The sequence below is a fragment of the Leisingera sp. SA215 genome (genome assembly GCF_055902035.1).
In genome coordinates this window covers 103,908-123,819 of record NZ_JBVVXU010000012.1, presented here as the reverse complement: position 1 = coordinate 123,819, position 19,912 = coordinate 103,908, and the positions used below count along the sequence as shown (strand labels likewise).

Below are 19,912 nucleotides of genomic sequence, written 5' to 3'. Positions count from 1 at the left end.
GGGGGTAAAATAATTCAAGCAAAAGTTTTTTGACAAAAATCATAACATAATGTTATGAGGCGGCGCGTTACTCTTCTCTTGAAAGCGGCTAACCCCTTGAAATTCAAACTTCGACAGCTTGAGGCCTTTCAGGCCGTTGCCCGTACCGGCTCGGTCACCCGCGCCGCTGAAAGCTTGGGGATTTCCCAGCCTGCGGCCAGCCGGCTGCTGTCTGATTTTTCAAAAACAGTGGCGGTGGATCTGTTCACCCGCAAGGACGGGCTGCTGATTCCCACCTCCGAGGCGCGCTATCTGCTGTCCGAGGTGGGCCGGGTATTCGACAGTCTGAACCATCTGGAGGAACTCAACCGGGACTTGACCGAGCGCACCGCCGGCCATCTGCGCATCGCCTGCCTGCCGGGGTTCGCAACAGCGCTGCTGCCGAAACTGCTGGCCGGGTTTCTGGAGCACCGCCCCGGCGTGCGGCTGACGCTGGAGCCGGACCGGCCCGAGAGGATCCTGGAGTGGATCATCGGCGAGCAGTATGACTGCGGCATCACCGACGGGTTTGCCGCCCATCCGGCGGTGGAAAACATCGACCTGCCCATCCGCACCGTCTGTGTGCTGCCGCAGGAAGACCCGCTGGCAGAACAGGATGTTATCACGCCCCGCGACCTGCAGCACCGCAAGATCATCCACACAAGGCGCGACAGCCCGTTTTTCCGCAAGCTGCACAAATCATTTTCCGAAGCCGGGGTGGAATTGAACAGCTGGATCGAGGTGCGCCAGTTCTCCACCGCCTGCATAATGGTCGGCCAGGGGCAGGGCGCGTCCGTTGTCAGCGCATTGGATGCCGAACAATTTCGCGGCCAGGGCATTGCCATCGTGCCCTTCGCCCCGGAACTGCCTCACCGGCTGTCGATCCTGCGCCCGGTGTCGGGCAGCCGGTCGCTGCTGGCGCTGGATTTTCTGGACGCTTTCACCGACAGCCTGGCGCCGTTCCGCGCCGACCTGGATCCGCCGCCGCGGATATGAGCCCCGCCCGCCGCCGCGACCATGCGGACCGCAAGCTGACATCCGGCGCGGATCTCAGCCATGAACAGTGATTTTCGAGGCAGTTTTTTCCCAGAAGACCGGCTATTCTTGCTGCAGCAGCCGTTGCGCGGTGCGTTTGGCGTCTTCAAGGTGCCGCTCAATCGCGGTCCGCGCAGCCTTTGCATCCCCTGACACAATGGCCCCGCAGATCTCCTGCATATGGGCGGGGCCGGGTTTCTGACGCTCTTCGGTGGACAAGGTCACCGCCCGCAACCGGCTGATGCGGCCATTCAGACGCTGGGCGATTTCCCAGGCGACGCTGTGGCCTGCGCCCTCGAATATGATCCGGTAGAATTCGGTGGTGGCCCGCAGCATCGGACCGGGAATACCAGCGGCAACCGCTTCCTGCAGCACCTTCAAAGCATCCTGCAGCGCCCCGGAAAGGCCGGGCGTCATGTTCCGGGCGCAGGCTGTGGCGGCGGCGGTCTCCAGCATCTGCCGGATGTCGTAGATCTGCCGCGCGTCCTCCCAGCTGAGCTGTGCCACAATCGGGCCTTTGCCGGGCAGGATCTCGACCAGCCCCTCGGCTTCCAGATAGCGGATGGTCTCGCGCACCACGGTGCGGCTGACACCAAGCTGGTCGCATAAGGGGCGCTCCACCAGCCGCTCTCCCGGGGCGAACTGGCCAGCGATGATCGCCTCGCGCATCCGCTCCTGAACGATGTCGCGCAGGGTCTGCGGCGGCTGGTCTATTCTGCTCATCACGGGACGGTTCACGGGGCTGTTCATGGGTCCCCGATAGCAGCCGGGGCGGGGCGGAACAAGTCTGCATTGACATACTGTCTTATGGTATACCATATTACGACAACTGGAATCAGATACGAGAGACCCGCCCATGCCCGCTGAAATCCGCAAGACACTGCTGCATGCCGAAGAGACCCTGATCGAGGGCGGCAAGGCAGCAGAGACGCCGCTGAGGATGTTTGCCGCGGTGGCGGTGATCAAAAACCCCTGGGCGGGACAGGGGTTTGTCGAGGATTTGCGCCCGGCGATCCACGACTGCGCGCCGGGTCTGGGGGAAAAGCTGACAGCGATGATTCTGAAGGCCGCAGGCGGCGGCGATAAGGTTGAGGGTTACGGCAAATCCGCCATCGTCGGGGTGAACGGCGAGGTCGAGCACGCCTCGGCCCTCATTCACACTCTGCGCTTCGGCAATCATTTCCGCGAGGCGGTGGGCGCGAAGTCTTATCTGGCGTTCACCAACACCCGCGGCCCGGCCAATGCGCCGCTGCAGATCCCGCTGATGGACAAGAACGACGGCGGGCGGCGCAGCCATTACCTGACCATCCAGCTGTCGGTGGCCGATGCGCCGGGCCCGGATGAGATTGTGATCGCGCTGGGTGCCTCGATCGGCGGCCGCCCGCATCACCGCATCGGCGACCGCTATCAGGATCTGAAGGAACTGGGCCATGACGCCGACAACCCTGCCGCTGTCTGAGCCTTACGGCACCGTCACCTGCCAACGGGCGGGCCAGGGGGATGGGCTGCGGGCGCCGGTGGTGCTGATCCACGGGGTTGGCATGCAATCGGCAGCCTGGGCACCGCAGATCGAGGCGCTGTCCCTGACCCACAAGGTGATTGCCCTGGATATGCCCGGCCACGGTGGCAGCGCGCCCTTGCCTGAGGGCGCGGAGCTGCCGGATTATGTGGACTGGCTGCACGCCGTGCTGCAGGCGCTTGATCTGGGGCCGGTGTCGCTGGCCGGCCATTCCATGGGGGCGCTGATTGCCGGCGGCTATGCGGTCTGCCATGCTGAGAACGTGGCGCGGGTGGCGCTGCTGAATGGGGTGTTCCGGCGTTTGCCTGAGGCGCGGCAAGCCGTAGAAGCTCGCGCTGCCGAAATCCGCGCAGGCAGCTTTGATCTGGAAACGCCGCTCACCCGCTGGTTCGGCGAAAGTGCGGCGGACCAGGCGGCGCGGGCACAGGTCGCGGAATGGCTGTCGGCTGTGAACCTTGCAGGCTACGCTGCGGCCTACACCGCCTTTGCCCGCGGCGACAGCACCTATGCGGACGGGTTCGGCGGCATCGCTTGCCCGCTGCTGGCGCTGACCGGCGATGGCGATCCCAACTCAACGCCGGACATGGCGCAGAGGATGGCCGATGCCGCGCCGCAAGGCCGCGCGGTTGTCATCGAAGGCCACCGGCATATGGTCAACCTGACTGCCCCCGCCGAGGTCAACGCGGCGCTGCGGAACTGGTTGAACGCATCAGCGGAAAAGGAGCCGTCATGAGCGAGATCGACCCGCGCGCCCTGCGCAATGCCTTTGGCACTTTCATGACCGGTGTCACCGTGGTGACGGCACAGGATGCGGATGGCCATCCCATCGGATTTACCGCCAACTCTTTTACTTCGGTGTCGCTGGATCCGCCCTTGGTGCTGGTCTGCCTGGCCAATTCCTCCAGCAATTACGCCGCTTTCGAGCAGGCGGAGGGCTTTGCCGTCAATGTGCTGGCAGAAGATCAGAAGGATGTCTCCAACAGCTTTGCCCGGCCTGTCGAGGACCGCTTTGCCGCCGTCGAATGGCGCAAGGGGCCAGCGGGCAGCCCGGTGTTCGAGGGTGTTTCCGCCTGGTTCGACTGCTCCATGCACAAAAGGGTCGAGGCCGGTGATCACCTGATCCTGATCGGCCGGGTGGAGGCGTTTGAAACCTCCCCTGCGCCGGGGCTGGGATACGCCCGCGGCGCCTATGTGACGGCTGCGGCGGAGGCCGAGGCGCTCAGCCAGGGCGCCAAGCTGATCGTCTCGGCCCTGATTGAGCATGAGGGCAAGGTGCTGCTGATGGGCAAGGATCAGGGCAAGCTCACCCTGCCGGAAACCCGCGTCGGCAAGGAAGGCGCCTCCGCCGCGCTGGCCCGGCTGATTGCCGGGACCGGCGTCGCGGCGGAGCCGGGGTTCATCTACTCGGTCTTTGAAGACGAAGCGCGCGAACATCAGCACATTTCGTTTCTGTGCCAATCCGCCGGGGGCACAGCGGCCAAGGGCGCTTTCACCCAGCTGACCCAATCCACGCTGATGGACATCGCCGATGCGGCGGTCTGCACTATGCTGGAACGGTTCGCCAGTGAAAGCCGGATGGGCAATTTCGGAGTGTATTATGGAAACCAAACCCGCGGGCAGGTCCGCGCGGTCGGGACAGGGGGCAAGGGCTCATGAAGTTTTCGCTTTTTGCGCATATGGAGCGGATTTCGGACGATCAGGATCAACAGCAGCTTTATGACGAGTTCATACAGCTGTGCAAAATCGCCGATGACGGCGGCATGCATGCGGTCTGGACCGGCGAGCATCATGGGATGAATTTCACTATCGCGCCGAACCCGTTCCTGAACCTGATCGACGTGGCGCGGCACACCAAGAATGTGCGCCTGGGCACCGGCACGGTGATTGCGCCGTTCTGGCATCCGGTCCGGCTGGCGGGTGAGGCGGCGATGACCGACATCATCACCGAGGGCCGCCTGGATCTGGGCATCGCGCGCGGCGCCTATTCCTATGAGTATGAGCGCATGCGGCCGGGCATGGATGCCTGGGAGGCAGGCCAGCGGATGCGCGAGCTGATCCCGGCGGTGCAGGGATTGTGGCAGGGCGATTACGCGCAGGACGGAGAGTTTCATTCCTTCCCGAAAACCACCTCCTCGCCGAAGCCGCTGCAGGACGGCGGCCCGCCGATCTGGGTGGCGGCACGCGACCCCAACAGCCATCAATTTGCGGTGGCGAATGGCTGCAACGTGCAGGTGACGCCGCTGTGGCAAGGCGACGGCGAGATTGAAGATCTGATGGGCAAGTTCAACGCCGCCTGCGAGAAACACGCGGACGTGCCGCGGCCGAAGATCATGCTGCTGCAGCACACCTATGTGGCGGACAGCGCCGAGGATGTGAAACGCGGGGCGGAGGAGCTGAACCGCTTCTACAACTACTTTGGCGCCTGGTTCATGAACAAGCGGGACGTCACTCAGGGACTGATTGATCCGCTGTCAGACGAGGAAATCGCCGCGCATCCGTTCTACTCGCCTGAGGCGATGGCGCGCGACCTGGTGATCGGCGAACCGGCAGCTGTGGTCGAGCGGCTGAAGAAATACGAGGCCCTGGGCTATGATGAATACTCGTTCTGGATCGACTCCAGTATGAGCTTTGAGCGCAAAAGAGCCTCGCTAGAGCGGTTCATCACGGACGTGATGCCCGCCTTCCAGTAACCCGGCCTTCCAGTAAAGGAGCCTGCCAATGCAGACCTTCCAGCAGTATATCGGCGGCGCGTTTGAGGACGCAGGCGGCACCTTCGAAAGCTTCGATCCAGCCACTGGCACGCCCTGGGCGCAGATGCCCGCGGCGTCCGCCGCGGATGCGGACCGGGCGGTCAGGGCTGCTGAGGCTGCGTTTTTCTCATCTGAGTGGGCGGGGACGACACCAACCCAGCGCGGCAAGCTGTTGCTGCGGCTCGCCGATCTGGTGGCGGAGAATGCCCCGCGGCTGGCGGAACTGGAGACCCGCGACACCGGCAAAATCATCCGCGAGACCTCGGCGCAGATCGCTTATGTGGCGGAATACTACCGTTATTACGCCGGGCTGGCGGACAAGATCGAGGGCGCGCATCTGCCGATCGACAAGCCCGATATGGAGGTCTGGCTGCGGCGTGAGCCAGTCGGCGTGGTGGCCGCCATCGTGCCGTGGAATTCGCAGCTGTTCCTGTCCGCTGTCAAAATCGGCCCGGCGCTGGCGGCGGGCTGCACCGTGGTGCTGAAAGCCTCGGAGGAAGGCCCGGCGCCGATGTTGGAATTTGCCCGCATCTTTGATCAGGCGGGCTTTCCACCCGGTGTGCTGAACGTGATCACCGGCGGGCCGGAGGCGGGGGCGGCGCTGACCAGCCATGCAAAGGTCGCCCATGTGGCGTTCACCGGCGGGCCGGAGACCGCGCGCCATATCGTGCGCAACTCGGCGGAAAATCTGGCCTCCACCTCGCTGGAGCTGGGCGGCAAGTCGCCCTTCATCGTGTTTGACGACGCCGATCTGGAAAGCGCAGTGAACGCGCAGGTTTCAGGGATCTTTGCGGCGACAGGGCAAAGCTGCGTTGCCGGTTCGCGGCTGGTGATCCAGAAGGGGATCAAGGATGCCTTTCTGGCCCGGCTCAAGAAAAAGGCCGAGGCCGTGGTGATCGGCGCGCCGCAGGACATGGCCACCGAAGTCGGCCCCTTGTGCACCCTGAAACAGCGCGACCATGCGCTGCGGCTGATCGAGACCTCAGTGACGGCGGGCGCCAAGCTGGTTACCGGCGGTGCGGCGGTGGAGGGGGAGGGCTTCTATTTCCCGCCCACCATTCTGGACTGCTCGGAGGCGCCGGAGGCCCCCTGCCTCAGCAGAGAGTTCTTTGGCCCGGTCCTGTCGGTGGTCAGCTTCGAGACTGAGGCCGAGGCATTGGAGATTGCCAATAACACCGCCTTTGGGCTTGCCTCGGGGGTGTTCACCCGGAACCTGACCCGCGCACACCGGATGATCCGCGGCATCCGGGCGGGCATCGTCTGGGTCAACACCTACCGTGCGGTCAGCCCGATTGCGCCCTTTGGCGGTCACGGGCTGTCGGGCCACGGGCGCGAGGGCGGGCTGCAGGCGGCGCTGGATTACACCAAGGTCAAGGCCGTGTGGCTGCGCACCAGCGACGATCCGATTCCAGACCCCTTCGTGATGCGCTGACCTTCGCCGCGCAGGTTATCAAAACAAGCCGCGCCTCCAGCCGCTCTGCCGCACACGCGGCGGGGCGGTTTCTATTGCCTGCTGTTGTCCGGCAAGGCACTGTAAAAAATCGGAAATTCCCTGATTAGCCGCACGCGAAGCAGAGGTAAGCCATAGGTTTCTTTTTCCGGGCCCGGGAATGTGGAACTTCTGATGGGGAAGACCGGCAAGGGCAGCCCTTGCCGCAGTGTCAGGAGAGGGTTTCGGGATGGCGATTGAAAAGATAGACACGCTGGTAGTCGGTGCGGGTCAGGCGGGCGTTGCCATGAGCGAGCATCTGACCAGCCATGGCGTGCCGCATCTGGTGCTGGAAAAGAACCGCATCGCCGAGGCCTGGCGCACCGGGCGCTGGGATTCGCTGGTGGCAAACGGCCCGGCCTGGCATGACCGCTTTCCCAATCTCGAATTCACCGGCACCGATCCGGAGGCCTTTGCCGGCAAGGAGCGGGTGGCGGATTACTTTGCCGAATATGCCGAACGGATCAAGGCCCCCGTCCGCACCGGGGTTGAGGTGACCAGCGCCACCCGGATCGAAGGGCAGGGCGGTTTTCGGGTCGAAACCTCGGGCGGGGTGATCGAGACGCAGCGGATTGTGGCTGCAACCGGCGCCTTTCAGCACCCGGTGATCCCGCCGCTGGTGCCGGAAAGTGCCGAGGTGAATCAGCTGCATTCCTTCCATTACCGCAACCCTGAGCAGCTGCCCGAAGGCGCCGTGCTGGTGGTCGGTGCCGGCTCTTCCGGCGCACAGATCGCCGATGAGCTGAACCGGGCGGGCCGCAAGGTGTATCTGTCGGTCGGCCCGCACGACCGCCCGCCGCGGATGTACCGGGGCCGCGATTTTGTCTGGTGGCTGGGGGTCTTGGGCCTGTGGGACCAGGCGGCGATGGAGCCGGGCAAGGAGCATGTGACGATCTCGGTCAGCGGCGCCTACGGCGGCCGGACTATGGATTTCCGCCGCTTGGCCGGCGAGGGCGTGACCCTTCTGGGGCTGACGGAATCCTATGAGGCCGGGGTGCTGAATTTTGCCGGCGACCTGCAGGACAACATCGCCAGCGGCGACGCCGATTACCTGAAGTTGCTGGACCTGGCCGACGCCTATGTGGCCCGCACCGGGATTGATCTGCCGGAGGAACCGGACGCGCGCCGGGCGTTCCCGGACCCCGCAAGCCTGACCGATCCGGTCCGGGCGCTGGATCTGGCAAAGGAAGGCATCAGCACGATCCTTTGGGCCACCGGTTTCCGCCAGGATTTCAGCTGGATGCAGGTCGATGCCTTTGACGCCGAAGGCCGTCCGCAGCATCAGCGCGGCGTGTCGGCCGAGCCGGGGATCTATTTCCTGGGGCTGCCCTGGCAGACGCGGCGCGGCTCGACCTTTATCTGGGGGGTCTGGCATGATGCCAAGCATGTGGCCGACCAGATCGCCATCCAGCGCCACTATGAGGGCTACAGCCGTTCCGGCGAGCCCCGCGCGGACGCTGTCTGACCCCTGCCGCCGGGCGATGCCCCGGCGGCGCCGATATCCCGCCACGCCAGGAGGACACCATGGCCCATATCCGTATCCGAAAATTCAACACCTCTGACACCTATCCGGAACAGAACCTGGACAACGATCTGTGCCAGGCGGTGGTGACCAGCGGCGGCAAGACCGTCTACCTGCGCGGCCAGTGCCCGCAGAACCTGGAGGATGCAAAGAACATCGACAGCCACGATCCGGCCGAGCAGACCCATAAGGTGATGCAGAACATCCAGCAGCTGATCGAGGAGGCAGGCGGCTCGATGGAGCATCTGGTGAAGGTGGTGGTCTATATCACCGACGTGCGCCACCGCGAGGCGGTCTACCGCACCATGGGCGAATACATCAAGGGCGTGCATCCGGTTTCGACCGGGCTGGTGGTGCAGGCGCTGGCGCGGCCCGACTGGCTGGTGGAGATCGACGGCACGGCGGTGATTCCGGAGTAAGGGCGGAAACGAGGGGGCTGCCTGCCCGCTCGCACTCCCCCGGGAGAATTTTTAACCAGAAAGAAGCAGCAGGGAGTTCGGCAATGACCTTTTCGCTTGTGGCGCGCTGTGCGCAGACTGGCATGTTCGGGGTGGCGGTTTCGTCCTCTTCGCCGGCGGTGGCGGCGCGCTGTGCCTTTGCCCGCGCCGGCGTTGGCGCGGTGGCGAGCCAGAATGTGACCGATCCCAGCCTCGGCCCGCTGGCGCTGGATCTGATGGAGCAGGGCATGACCGCCGCGGCGGCGGTGGCCAAGGTGCGCGAGATCGGCCGGTTCATCGACTACCGGCAGGTGCTGGCGGTGGACAGCATCGGCGGCACCGCCATTCATTCGGGGCCGAATTCCCTGGGGATCTGGACCCAGGCGGAAGGCAAGGACGCGGCCTCGGGCGGCAATCTTTTGGCCAATGACGGGGTGTGCCAGGCGGTTGTGGACGGGTTTCAGTCGGCTGAAGGGCATCTGGGCGACCGGCTGATTGCCGCGATGCGCGCCGGGCTGGCGGCGGGCGGCGAAGCCGGGCCGGTGCATTCGGCAGGCATGAAACTCGTCGACAAGGTGAGCTGGCCGGTGGCGGATCTGCGCTGCGACTGGACCGGGGACTGCCCCATCGAGAACATTGCCGCCGCCTGGGAGATCTACAAGCCGCAGCTGGACGCCTATGTGCAGCGTGCGCTCGACCCGCGGGAGGCGCCGTCCTACGGCGTGCCCGGCGACGAATGACTGTGGCGGATCAGGGAGGGAAAGAGATGCTGGACTACAGCTATGACGACTGGAAAAGCCGCGCGGCGGCGCTGTCTTTCCGCGGGCAGGCTTTCATTGATGGCAAATTCACGGATGCCGCGTCGGGGAAAACCTTTGCCAGCGTGAACCCGGCGACGGGCGAGGTTCTGGCGCAGGTGGCCGAATGCGGCGGCGAGGATGTGGACCGCGCGGTGGCCGCCGGGCGCCGCGCGTTCGAGGACGGGCGCTGGTCGCGGATGGCGCCGGGGGATCGCAAGGCGGTGCTGCTGCGGTTGGCCGACCTGATCCGCGCCAATCTGGAGGAGATGGCGCTGCTGGATTCGCTCGACATGGGCAAGCTGGTGACCGATGCGGCGACGGTGGATGCGCCCGGCTCGGCGCATTTCTTCCAGTGGCACGCCGAGGCCATCGATAAGATTTATGACGAGGTGGCGCCGACCGGGCCGGGCGATTTGGCGCTGGTCTCCCGCGTGCCTTTGGGGGTGGTGGGGGCGGTGACGCCCTGGAACTTCCCGCTGGACATGGCGACCTGGAAGGCGGCGGCGGCGCTGGCGGCGGGCAATTCGGTTGTGCTGAAGCCGGCGGAGCAATCGCCGCTGAGCGCGCTGCGGCTGGCGGAGCTGGCGGCGGAAGCCGGAGTTCCGCACGGGGTCTTCAACGTGGTGCCGGGTTATGGCGCCACCGCGGGCAAGGCGCTGGGGCTGCATATGGATGTGGATTGCCTTGCCTTTACCGGATCGACTGCCATCGGCAAGATGTTCATGCAGTATTCCGGCCAGTCGAACCTGAAACAGGTCTGGCCCGAGACCGGCGGCAAGAGCCCCAATCTGGTGTTTGCCGATTGCGGGGATCTGGAGGCGGCGGCGGATATGGCGGCCTTCGGGATTTTCTTCAACCAGGGCGAAGTCTGCTCTGCCAACTCGCGGCTGTATGTGGAACGTTCGATTCAGCAGGAATTTGTCGAGAAGCTGATTGCCCGCGCCGAAGCCACCCAGCCGGGCGATCCGCTGGATCCGGCGTCGAAAATGGGGGCCATCGTGGATGAGAAACAGACCGAGGGCATCCTGCGTTTTGTCGAGGCGGGCAAGGCATCAGCCAATCTGGTGGCGGGCGGCGAACGGATCACCGTGGATGGCAAGGGATGTTTCGTGCAGCCGACGATTTTTGATGACGTCAGCCACGGCGACCCGCTGGCGCGGGATGAGATTTTTGGCCCTGTGCTGTCGGTTATTCCCTTTGACCGCGAGGATGAGGCCGTCGCAATGGCCAATGACTCGGTCTATGGGCTGGCGGCATCGGTCTGGACCGATAACCTCAGCCGCGCCTGCCGGGTGGCGGACCGCCTGCAGGTGGGCACGGTGTCGGTTAACACGGTGGACGCGCTGTCGGCGCAGACGCCGTTCGGGGGCATGAAACAGTCCGGTTTCGGGCGGGACCTGTCCTTGCACTCGCTGGAGAAGTACACTGCGCTGAAGACCACCTGGATCAAGTACAAGACCTGATCCGCCAAGCCCCGGGAGAGCCTGCCCTTGCCAGTCAGATACACGCTGCGCCAGTTGGAGTATTTCGTTGCGGTCGGGGAGGCGGGCTCAATCGCGCTGGCCTCGGAGAAAGTGAACGTGTCGTCGCCGTCGATCTCGGCGGCGATTGCGCAGCTTGAACAGGAATTCGGGCTGCCGCTGTTTGTGCGCCAGCACGCGCAAGGGCTGGCGCTGACCCAGGCGGGGCGGGTGATGCTGGAGCAGGCCCGCAGCGTCCTGCACGAGGCGGACCGGCTGATGGATATTGCCGGCGATATCTCCGGCCAGGTGCGGGGGCCGCTGGCGATCGGCTGCCTGCTGACCTTTGCCCAGGTGGTGCTGCCCTCGGTGCGGCGCGGGTTCGAGGACCGCTACAAGGACGTGCATGTGCGCCAGATCGAGCTGGATCAGGCGGCAATTTTCAGCGGCATCCGGCGGGCGGAGCTGGACATTGCGCTGACCTACAATCTGGATATTCCGGCGGATCTGCGGTTCATCACCCTGGCGGAGCTGCCGCCCTATGCGCTGGTCGGCGAGGGGCATCCGCTGGCGGATCTGCCGGAGGTCACGGTGAAGGAACTGCGCGAGCATCCGATGGTGCTGCTGGACCTGCCGTTCAGCGCCGAGTACTTCCTGTCGTTTTTCCATGAGGCCGGGATCAAGCCCAACGTGGCCGAACGCACCCGCGACATCGCGGTGATGCGCAGTCTGGTAGCCAATGGATACGGCTATTCGATTGCCAATATCCGTCCCATCAATGACCAGTCCCCCGACGGCAAGACGCTGAAGTTCATCCCGCTGAAGGGCGATTTGCGGCCGATGCGGATGGGGCTGCTGATGGCACCGGACTCGGAAAACTCAATCACCATCCGCTCCTTTGTCGAGCATTGCACGGACTTGGTGAAGGCCGGCGCCTTGCCCGGTTTGAACGCCGTACCGCAGGGGTAGGCCAGCGGCTTAGCGGCAGGCTAATCAATGCTTCCGCAAGCTGACCTTTCGCGCCCCGCCCAGTCCTGTACCCTTTGAGTGCTCTTGCACCAAAGGAGATGGAAATTGCGCGATCCCCGCTATGACATTCTTTTCGAGCCGATGAAGATCGGCCCGCTTACCGCCAAGAACCGGTTTTACCAGGTGCCGCATTGCAACGGCGGCGGTTACCGCGATCCGTCGGCGGCGGCAGCGATGCGCGGCATCAAGGCCGAAGGCGGCTGGGGGGTGATTTTCACCGAACAATGCGAGATGCACCACACCAGCGAGATCACCCCCTTTATCGAACTGCGCCTGTGGGAGGACAAGGATATCCCGCAGCTCAGGAAGATGTCGGAGCGGATGAAGACGCACGGCGCGCTGGCCGGCATTCAGCTGGCCTATTCCGGGATCAACGGGCCGAACCTTTATTCCAAGGAAGTGCCGCTGGCGCCCTCGGCGCTGCCGATCCGCACCTTTACCAATGACCCGGTGCAGGCGCGCGCGCTGGACAAGCAGGACATCAGGGATCTGCGCCGCTGGTTCGTGAATGCGGCGAAACGGTCCAAGGACGCTGGCTTCGACCTGATCTGCCTTTATGGCGCGCATGGGTTCGGCATTTTCCAGCACTTCCTGAGCCGGGCGACCAACCAGCGTTCTGATGAGTACGGCGGCAGCCTGGAGAACCGCGCGCGGTTCAGCCAGGAAGTCATCGCGGACATGCGCGATGCGGTGGGCGACAGCATGGCGATCACGCTGCGGGTCAGCCTGGACGAAACCATCGGCGAGCTGGGTTTTTCCAACGCCGAGCTGCGCGACTATATCGAGATGAACAAGGACCTGCCGGATCTGTGGGACCTGGCGCAGGGGACGTGGGAGGATTGTTCCGGCCCCAGCCGTTTCAAGGAAGAGGCCGCGCAGGAACAGCTGGTGCGCGGCATTCATGAGCTGACGGAGAAACCCATCGTCGGTGTCGGCCGCTTCACCAGCCCCGACGTGATGGCCAGGATGGTGAAATCCGGCACGCTCGACTTCATCGGCTGCGCGCGGCCGTCGATTGCCGATCCCTTCCTGCCGAAGAAGATCGAGGAAGGCCGCATCGAGGACATCCGCGAATGCATCGGCTGCAACATCTGCATCACCGGCGACATGACCATGTCGATCAGCCGTTGCACCCAGAACCCGACCTTTATGGAGGAATGGCGCAAGGGCTGGCATCCGGAAAAGATGAACACCAAGGGCGGCAGCGATAACGTGCTGGTGGTCGGCTCCGGCCCGGCTGGTCTGGAGGCCGCCTGGGCGCTGTGCCGCCGCGGCTATGACGTGGCGGTGGCCGAGGCCAAGGATGTGATCGGCGGCCGGGTAACGCGCGAACGCATGCTGCCGGGCCTCAACGCCTGGGGCCGGGTGGTGGATTACCGCGACTACCAGCTGAGCCAGCGCCCGAATGTGGAGATCTACCGCGAAAGCCCGTTGGATGCGGACAGCATTCTGGAATTCGGCTTTGAAAACATCTGCATCGCAACCGGAGCGACATGGCGCGCCGACGGGGTCGCGCGCCAGCACGTGGTGCCGATGCCGATTGCCGCAGGCGCAAGGATCTATACCCCCGATGACCTGATGGACGGCACCATCCCCGAAGGCCGTGTGGTGGTTTATGATGATGACCATTATTACATGGGCGGGGTGCTGGCCGAGCTGCTGGCGTCAAAAGGCGCGCAGGTGACGCTGGTGACACCCTCGGCCTATGTCAGCGACTGGACCAACAACACTCTGGAGCAGGTGGCGATCCATCCGCGGCTGGTCGACGCCGGGGTGGAAATCGTTCTCAATCAGGGCATTAGTGAAATCCACGCCGGTTATGTGGTCTCCAACTGCACCTATACGGACCGCACCTGGAATATCGAGGCGGACGCGGTTGTGATGGTCGCTTCGCGCATTGGTAACGATGGGCTTTATGAAAATCTCCTCTCCCGCGAGGCGGAATGGCTGGACGCAGGCATCAAATCGGTCAAACTGATCGGCGATGCGAACGCGCCGGGGCCGATTGCGTGGGCTACTTACGCAGGCCACCGTTATGCGCGGGAGCTGGATGAGCCGGATATCGGCGATGCGCTGCCATTCCGCCGCGAGATCACCGAGCTGGCTGCAGAGTGAGGAGAAAAGTGATGAGTGACTCAATTTACAAGACGGTCGATGTGGTGGGCAGCTCCGCCAGCAGCATCGAGGATGCGGTAAGCGGCGCGATTGCCAAAGCGTCCAAGACCATCGACCACATCAGCTGGTTCGAGGTCGGCGAGATCCGCGGCCATGTCGAGAACGCCAAGGTCGCGCACTACCAGGTCGCGCTCAAAATCGGGTTCCGGCTTGACTGACACGTCACGGACGCTGGAGATCCTGGAGCGGCTGATCGCGTTTGACACGGTCAGCCGCAACTCCAATCTGGACCTGGCCGCCTATGCCGGGGCCTTTCTGGTGGAGCGCGGCTTTGCGGTGACGCGGCTGCCGTCGCCGGATGGCACCAAAACGGGGCTTTATGCCGAAAAAGGCCTGGCAGGGCCGGGGGTTCTGCTGTCGGCGCATACTGATGTGGTGCCGGTGGACGGCCAGGAGTGGACCCGCGACCCTTTCCGACTGACCCGCGAGGGCGAGCGCATCTATGGCCGCGGTACCACCGATATGAAGGGATATGCGGCCAGTGTTCTGGCGCTGGCGGACCGGGCGGCATCAGTAAATTTGAACGAGCCGTTGAAAATTGTGCTGTCTTATGACGAAGAAGTCGGCTGCGTCGGCATTCAACAAATGCTGGAGCGGCTGGCACCGCTGATCGGCAGCCCGCGGGCCTGTATCGTGGGAGAGCCAACGGAAATGCAGGTGGCCATCGGCCACAAGGGCAAGGCTGCCCTGCGAGCTGTGTGCCACGGCCAAAGCGGCCATTCCGCCCTGGCGCCGGATTTTACCAACGCGCTGCACCTGGCGGCGGACTTGCTGGCCGAACTGCGCGCGCTGCAGGCTGATTTCGCAGCCAATGGCCCGCAGGACGCAGCCTATGACGTGCCCTATTCCACTGTCCACGCGGGGAAAATGTCCGGCGGCACCGCGCTCAATATCGTGCCGGACCGGGCTGAGCTGACTTTTGAATACCGCCATCTGGCGGCTGACCGGGGCGCGGACATACTGGCGCGCATCCGGGACGCGGCAGACCGGGTTTCCGGCCGCTATCCGGCAAAGGACGCCCGCATCGAGGTGGAGCAATACAACGCCTACCCCGGTCTGGATGTGCCAGCGGACAGTGCGGTCGCCGATTATGCCCGGACGCTCGCCCGGAGCAGCCGCACCACAAAAGTTGCCTTTGGCACCGAGGCCGGGTTTTTCCATCAGCTGGGCGTGCCGACCGTTGTCTGCGGTCCCGGCTCGATGGCGGGGCAGGGGCACAAGCCCGACGAATATCTGGAGCTGCGCCAGCTGACGGCCTGCGATGCGATGATGGACCGCATCCTCGGCGGCCTGACACAGTAGCGGCAGGGGCGGCGCAGGATGCTGCGGCTTTGTTCTGATGGCGGATTTGGCTTTGAGTTCCAGCGGAATTGTCAGCTGACAATTTTCCCGTTTCCCCCGGCGCCGTGCGGATGCGGTCCCCCGGGCGCATCCCGGTTTCCCTGCGGAGCGCTGCAGTTCCCCGCCCGGAAAGTCTCGCCATGAAAATGCTAATCTATTGACGCTGAACAACTTTAAAAGATTAGGCGCAGACTAACATTTGCTGAGGAAGTCAATTCTTAGCCACACCCCCGCCGCTGCCTATGCTGGATCAAACGACATGCGGCAGAGGGGGAAGCGCAAGTGCCCGGCAATACGACAAACGCAATTGATGTGCGCAATGCGGTCAAGCGCTATGGCGATTTCACAGCCCTCAAGCGGATCTCGCTGACCATCGAGGACAATGAGTTCTTCACCCTGCTGGGGCCGTCTGGCTGCGGCAAGACCACGCTTTTGCGGATGATCGCCGGGTTCGAGGATGTGACCGAAGGAGAGATCCTGCTGTTTGGCGAGGAGATTGCCAAACTTCCCCCGCACCAGCGGCCGGTGAACACGGTGTTTCAGAACTATGCGCTGTTTCCGCATATGACGAACCTGGACAACGTCGCCTTTGGCCTGGAAATGCGCGGCAAGTCCAAGGCTGAGGCTCGCACCCGCGCAGGCGAAATGCTGGAGCTGGTGCAGCTGTCGCAGTTCGCTGCCCGCAAACCGTCCCAGCTCTCCGGTGGCCAGCAGCAGCGTGTGGCGCTGGCGCGTGCGCTGGCGCCGCAGCCCAAAGTCCTGCTTCTGGATGAGCCGCTGTCGGCGCTGGACCTGAAACTGCGCAAGCAGATGCAGCTGGAACTGAAGCACCTGCAGCGGGAAACCGGGATCACATTCATCTTTGTGACCCATGATCAGGAAGAGGCGCTGACCATGTCCGACCGCATCGCGGTGATGTCGGCAGGCGAGTTGCAGCAGCTGGGCACCCCGACCGAGATCTATGAGCAGCCGCGCAATATGTTTGTGGCGGATTTCATCGGCGAGACCAATCTTTTGGAGGTGTCGGTGGATCAGGTCATGAACGGCCGAGCGACCTGCCATCTGGGCGGCGGCCAGGCGCTGTCCTGCAATTCGGTCGAGGGCATAGGGACCGGCGCCAAGGTGCATATGTCGGTGCGGCCCGAGCGGCTGTTCATGTCCGACGCGCCGGTGGAGGCCGAAAGCCTGAGGGGGCGGGTCGCCGAGAACATCTTTGTCGGCACCGACATCAGCACTCTGGTCGATCTGGCCGAAGGGCCGCAGTTCATCGTGCGGACCTCCAATTCCGACCGCGGAAACAAGCGGATCTTCGAGCCGGGCAGCGAAATTTTCGTCAACATGGAGCTGGGGGCCGGGCGCCTCCTGATGGACTGATGGCAGCAGGCGCAGCAACCGGCGGCTCGGCCCGCGCAGACACCTACAAGGACGCCCGCGGCTGGCTGCTGCTGCCGTCCTGGGCGGTGCTTGGCATTTTTGTGCTGGGTCCTGTCTGCATGATGCTGGTCTATTCTTTCCTGACCAAGGAATTCCGCGGCGGGGTGATCTGGGAATTCAGCCTTTCGGCCTATGATCAGTTCTTCTTTGACCGCGGGCTGTTCGGGGATGAGCCGCCGGCGATCGAATGGACCTATATCACCATCTTCTGGCGCTCGATCTGGCAGGCCGGGGCGGCAACGCTGCTGAGCCTGGTGATCGGCTTCCCGACCGCCTATTTCATCGCCACCCGGCCGGAACATGCGCGGCCGATGTGGGTGTTCCTGATCACCATTCCCTATTGGGTGAACCTGCTGATCCGCACCGTTTCGATGAAGTTCCTGCTGCGGGACCAGGGCCCGCTGAATGACTTCCTGATCGGCACCGGGCTGATCGATAGCCCGATCCATATCGTCAACACCAACTTTGCGGTGCAGCTGGGGCTGTTCTACTCCTATCTGCCGTTCATGGTGCTGCCGGTCTATGCGGCGGTGGAACGCTACAACTTCTCGCTGTCCGAGGCGGCGGCGGATCTTTACGCCAGCAAATGGACCACCCTGCGCCGGATCGTGCTGCCGGCGGTGAAACCGGGCGTGGTGGCGGGCTGCATCCTGGTGTTCGTGCCCTCGATGGGGTCGTTCCTGGCGCCCGATCTTCTGGGTGGAGCCAAGAACTTCATGATCGGCTCGCTGATCGAGGAACAGTTCAAGGGCAATGCCGGCAATTGGCCGTTCGGCGCTGCTGCATCAATGGTGCTGCTGAGTATGGTGCTGGTCATCCTGATGTTCTCGGCCCGCCAGCAGGCCAAAGCAGACAAGGCAGGGGGCTGAGCCATGGCGCATGTAAACAACGACATAAAGACTTACACAGGCTTCCGCGCGATCACCCTGTTGTGCCTGGTGGTGCTTTATGCCCCTTTGGTGATCGTCACCATCTACAGCTTCAATGCTTCCCAATCGATCACCAACTGGGAGGGCATCTCGCTGCGCTGGTACGCCGATGTGTTCACCGGACCGGAAAGCGGCAAGTTCAAGGCCGCCGCGATCAACAGCTTTACGATTGCCATCATCGCGGCGACTGCTAGCACCGCAATTGCCACGCTGGCGGCCACGGCGATGGTGCGCGGCGGCACTTTCAAACTGCGCACGGTGTCGTTTGGCCTGATCAGCCTGCCGCTGATGGTGCCGGAGATCGTCACCGCGGTGGCAACGCTGATCTTCTTTAACGCCATCGGCTTCACCCGCGGCTACATGACTATTCTGGTGGCCCATATCGCCTTTTGCATCCCCTTTGCCTACCTACCGATCTCGGCCCGGATGCAGGGAATCGAGGACAGCTTTGAACAGGCGGCGATGGATCTTTACGCCACCCGGCGGCAGGCCTTTACCAGAATTCTGATGCCGCTGATGGCGCCGGGCATCATCTCGGGGTTTCTGCTCGCCTTCATTGTTTCGCTGGACGACTTCATCATCACCAATTTCGTCAAGGGCGCGGGGGTTGAGACCCTGCCGACGGCGATTTTCGGCTCGGTCAAACAGGGCATCAAGCCCAACATCATGGCGATCTCGACGATGCTGCTGAGCGTCTCGGTGGTGATGGTCACCATCAGCTACTTCGTCAGCAAATCCGACACCACAAAATAATCCAACCTGGGAGTAACATCATGAAAACCCTGCTGAAATCCAGCGCCGCGGCGTTTGCGCTGAGCCTGGCCGCCAATGCCGCCGCCGCCGAGGGCAAGCTGGTGCTGTACCACTGGTTCGAATACATGCCGCAGGAGCTCTTGGTAAAATTCACCGCGGAGACCGGCATCGAGGTGACAATGGACACCTATGACTCCAATGAATCAATGCTGGCGACACTGAAGGCCGGCGGTATGGGCACCTATGACCTGGCGGTGCCGGGTGATTACATGGTCAGCATCATGGCGGGCGAGGGTCTGCTGGACACCATCGCCGACGGCGAGCTGGAGAACAAAGGCAATATCGCGCCGGTATGGGCCGATCCAGGCTTTGACCCGGGCCGCGCGTCCTCGATCCCCTATCAATGGGGCTCTACCTCATTTGCAGTGAACCGGGATGCCTATGACGGGGATATCCAGACCACCGCCATTCTGTTTGAGCCGCCGGCGGAATTGTCGGGCAAGATTAACATGCTGGACAGCCAGGGCGAGGTGATGGCGATGGCCTCGCTGCATATGGGGATCCCGCAGTGCTCCACCGACCGCGAACAGCTGAAGGCGCTGAATGCGATGCTGCAACAGGCCAAGCAGCACTGGGCGTCCTTCAACTCTGACACCGCCAAGGAAGTTCTGGTGTCGGGGGATGCCGCCGTGGGGCAGATCTATGATGGCTTTGCGGCCAAGGCGCGCGAGGAAGGCGCCAATGTGGAATATGCCTATCCGACCCAGGGCTATATCGCCTGGATGGATAACGTCGTTCTGCTGAAGGGCGCGCCCAACCGGGACAATGCGCTGAAATTCATGGATTTCCTGCTGGAGCCGGGAAACATCGCCGTGGTCACCAATTATGCGCAGTACAATGCCGGTGTGACCGGGGTAAGCGCGTTCCTGGACCCGGCGCTGGCCGCCCAGCCGGAAAAGAACCCCCATGCAGACGCGGGCGAGGGCGTGTTTATTGAAGTCTGCGATCAGCAGACCCAGGCAGTCTACGACCAGATCTGGACCAACCTCAAGAAATGAGCAGGCAAGCGAGGGGGCTGTCTGCCCCTTGCGCTCCCCCGAGCGGGGTGCCGCCGGGACCGCAAACCCGATAGCGGGGCAGCCGGATTGGCCGCAACTGGCCCGCACGGGCTGCCGCGCTATGTGGTGGCTGGCCGAGGGTTGTTTCCGTCCGGTGCATTTC

Annotated in this window: 19 protein-coding genes; 18 read left to right on the top strand and 1 reads right to left on the bottom strand. The window is 63.6% G+C overall.

Annotated elements, in window-relative coordinates; genetic code table 11:
• Window positions 1-96 precede the first annotated feature (96 nt).
• On the top strand, window positions 97-1,014 hold the full coding sequence (locus AC0KW6_RS14365; protein WP_474035250.1) for a LysR substrate-binding domain-containing protein: 918 nt from the start codon (window positions 97-99) through the stop codon (window positions 1,012-1,014).
• Window positions 1,015-1,116: 102 nt separating this feature from the next.
• Here the strand turns inward: AC0KW6_RS14365 and AC0KW6_RS14360 are convergent, their stop codons facing one another.
• Complete coding sequence (locus AC0KW6_RS14360; RefSeq protein WP_474035249.1) at window positions 1,117-1,803, bottom strand: GntR family transcriptional regulator; 687 nt, start codon at window positions 1,801-1,803, stop codon at window positions 1,117-1,119.
• Between the two features lie 106 nt (window positions 1,804-1,909).
• Here AC0KW6_RS14360 and AC0KW6_RS14355 point away from each other — a divergent pair, with 106 nt between their 5' ends.
• The 17 genes from AC0KW6_RS14355 (at window position 1,910) to AC0KW6_RS14275 (ending at window position 19,749) form a co-directional block, all read left to right on the top strand.
• On the top strand, window positions 1,910-2,512 hold the full coding sequence (locus tag AC0KW6_RS14355; protein ID WP_323775450.1) for an amino acid synthesis family protein: 603 nt from the start codon (window positions 1,910-1,912) through the stop codon (window positions 2,510-2,512).
• Window positions 2,484-3,305, top strand: coding sequence for an alpha/beta fold hydrolase (locus AC0KW6_RS14350; protein WP_474035248.1), 822 nt, complete (start codon window positions 2,484-2,486; stop codon window positions 3,303-3,305). Before AC0KW6_RS14355 ends, AC0KW6_RS14350 begins: the two co-directional genes overlap by 29 nt.
• Window positions 3,302-4,228 carry a flavin reductase gene (locus tag AC0KW6_RS14345; RefSeq protein ID WP_474035247.1) on the top strand — a complete coding sequence of 309 codons (927 nt, stop codon included), beginning with the start codon at window positions 3,302-3,304 and terminating at the stop codon, window positions 4,226-4,228. Before AC0KW6_RS14350 ends, AC0KW6_RS14345 begins: the two co-directional genes overlap by 4 nt.
• Window positions 4,225-5,262 carry an LLM class flavin-dependent oxidoreductase gene (locus AC0KW6_RS14340; protein ID WP_474035246.1) on the top strand — a complete coding sequence of 346 codons (1,038 nt, stop codon included), beginning with the start codon at window positions 4,225-4,227 and terminating at the stop codon, window positions 5,260-5,262. The genes AC0KW6_RS14345 and AC0KW6_RS14340 overlap by 4 nt, the downstream gene beginning before the upstream one ends.
• A 28-nt stretch (window positions 5,263-5,290) precedes the next feature.
• A complete protein-coding gene (locus tag AC0KW6_RS14335) occupies window positions 5,291-6,754 on the top strand; it encodes an aldehyde dehydrogenase (RefSeq protein WP_474035244.1) in 1,464 nt (487 codons plus the stop codon).
• Window positions 6,755-7,001: 247 nt separating this feature from the next.
• Window positions 7,002-8,276, top strand: a complete 1,275-nt coding sequence (locus AC0KW6_RS14330; protein WP_474035243.1) for a flavin-containing monooxygenase — start codon at window positions 7,002-7,004, stop codon at window positions 8,274-8,276.
• A 59-nt stretch (window positions 8,277-8,335) separates the two neighbouring features.
• The gene (locus AC0KW6_RS14325; protein WP_323775444.1) at window positions 8,336-8,752 is read left to right on the top strand and encodes a RidA family protein; all 417 of its coding nucleotides are present in this window, start codon (window positions 8,336-8,338) and stop codon (window positions 8,750-8,752) included.
• A gap of 83 nt (window positions 8,753-8,835) precedes the next feature.
• The gene (locus tag AC0KW6_RS14320) at window positions 8,836-9,510 is read left to right on the top strand and encodes a DUF1028 domain-containing protein (RefSeq protein WP_323775443.1); all 675 of its coding nucleotides are present in this window, start codon (window positions 8,836-8,838) and stop codon (window positions 9,508-9,510) included.
• A gap of 26 nt (window positions 9,511-9,536) precedes the next feature.
• Entirely contained in the window at window positions 9,537-11,033 is a 1,497-nt protein-coding gene (locus AC0KW6_RS14315; protein ID WP_474035242.1) for an aldehyde dehydrogenase, read from the top strand.
• Between the two features lie 27 nt (window positions 11,034-11,060).
• Window positions 11,061-11,999 carry a LysR substrate-binding domain-containing protein gene (locus AC0KW6_RS14310; protein WP_474035241.1) on the top strand — a complete coding sequence of 313 codons (939 nt, stop codon included), beginning with the start codon at window positions 11,061-11,063 and terminating at the stop codon, window positions 11,997-11,999.
• A gap of 105 nt (window positions 12,000-12,104) precedes the next feature.
• Window positions 12,105-14,174, top strand: coding sequence for an oxidoreductase (locus tag AC0KW6_RS14305; protein WP_474035240.1), 2,070 nt, complete (start codon window positions 12,105-12,107; stop codon window positions 14,172-14,174).
• Window positions 14,175-14,185: 11 nt separating this feature from the next.
• Window positions 14,186-14,392 (top strand): dodecin, encoded by a 207-nt coding sequence (locus tag AC0KW6_RS14300; protein WP_323775439.1) that lies wholly within the window; start codon window positions 14,186-14,188, stop codon window positions 14,390-14,392.
• Window positions 14,385-15,536, top strand: a complete 1,152-nt coding sequence (gene argE / locus AC0KW6_RS14295; RefSeq protein ID WP_474035239.1) for an acetylornithine deacetylase — start codon at window positions 14,385-14,387, stop codon at window positions 15,534-15,536. Before AC0KW6_RS14300 ends, argE begins: the two co-directional genes overlap by 8 nt.
• A 321-nt stretch (window positions 15,537-15,857) precedes the next feature.
• The gene (locus AC0KW6_RS14290) at window positions 15,858-16,949 is read left to right on the top strand and encodes an ABC transporter ATP-binding protein (RefSeq protein ID WP_474035238.1); all 1,092 of its coding nucleotides are present in this window, start codon (window positions 15,858-15,860) and stop codon (window positions 16,947-16,949) included.
• Window positions 16,949-17,878, top strand: coding sequence for an ABC transporter permease (locus AC0KW6_RS14285; RefSeq protein ID WP_474035237.1), 930 nt, complete (start codon window positions 16,949-16,951; stop codon window positions 17,876-17,878). Before AC0KW6_RS14290 ends, AC0KW6_RS14285 begins: the two co-directional genes overlap by 1 nt.
• A gap of 3 nt (window positions 17,879-17,881) precedes the next feature.
• On the top strand, window positions 17,882-18,691 hold the full coding sequence (locus AC0KW6_RS14280) for an ABC transporter permease (RefSeq protein WP_474035236.1): 810 nt from the start codon (window positions 17,882-17,884) through the stop codon (window positions 18,689-18,691).
• Between the two features lie 20 nt (window positions 18,692-18,711).
• Window positions 18,712-19,749: an extracellular solute-binding protein gene (locus AC0KW6_RS14275; protein WP_474035235.1), complete on the top strand. Its 1,038-nt coding sequence runs from the start codon at window positions 18,712-18,714 to the stop codon at window positions 19,747-19,749.
• Window positions 19,750-19,912 lie beyond the last annotated feature (163 nt).

Coding starts and splice junctions, on each gene's coding strand:
- AC0KW6_RS14325 (WP_323775444.1), top strand. CDS start 8,336: ATGGCCCATATCCGTATCCGAAAATTCAACACCTCTGACACCTATCCG.
- AC0KW6_RS14330 (WP_474035243.1), top strand. CDS start 7,002: ATGGCGATTGAAAAGATAGACACGCTGGTAGTCGGTGCGGGTCAGGCG.
- AC0KW6_RS14320 (WP_323775443.1), top strand. CDS start 8,836: ATGACCTTTTCGCTTGTGGCGCGCTGTGCGCAGACTGGCATGTTCGGG.
- AC0KW6_RS14280 (WP_474035236.1), top strand. CDS start 17,882: ATGGCGCATGTAAACAACGACATAAAGACTTACACAGGCTTCCGCGCG.
- AC0KW6_RS14350 (WP_474035248.1), top strand. CDS start 2,484: ATGACGCCGACAACCCTGCCGCTGTCTGAGCCTTACGGCACCGTCACC.
- AC0KW6_RS14360 (WP_474035249.1), bottom strand. CDS start 1,803: ATGAACAGCCCCGTGAACCGTCCCGTGATGAGCAGAATAGACCAGCCG.
- AC0KW6_RS14275 (WP_474035235.1), top strand. CDS start 18,712: ATGAAAACCCTGCTGAAATCCAGCGCCGCGGCGTTTGCGCTGAGCCTG.
- AC0KW6_RS14340 (WP_474035246.1), top strand. CDS start 4,225: ATGAAGTTTTCGCTTTTTGCGCATATGGAGCGGATTTCGGACGATCAG.
- AC0KW6_RS14355 (WP_323775450.1), top strand. CDS start 1,910: ATGCCCGCTGAAATCCGCAAGACACTGCTGCATGCCGAAGAGACCCTG.
- AC0KW6_RS14335 (WP_474035244.1), top strand. CDS start 5,291: ATGCAGACCTTCCAGCAGTATATCGGCGGCGCGTTTGAGGACGCAGGC.
- AC0KW6_RS14345 (WP_474035247.1), top strand. CDS start 3,302: ATGAGCGAGATCGACCCGCGCGCCCTGCGCAATGCCTTTGGCACTTTC.
- AC0KW6_RS14300 (WP_323775439.1), top strand. CDS start 14,186: ATGAGTGACTCAATTTACAAGACGGTCGATGTGGTGGGCAGCTCCGCC.
- AC0KW6_RS14285 (WP_474035237.1), top strand. CDS start 16,949: ATGGCAGCAGGCGCAGCAACCGGCGGCTCGGCCCGCGCAGACACCTAC.
- AC0KW6_RS14315 (WP_474035242.1), top strand. CDS start 9,537: ATGCTGGACTACAGCTATGACGACTGGAAAAGCCGCGCGGCGGCGCTG.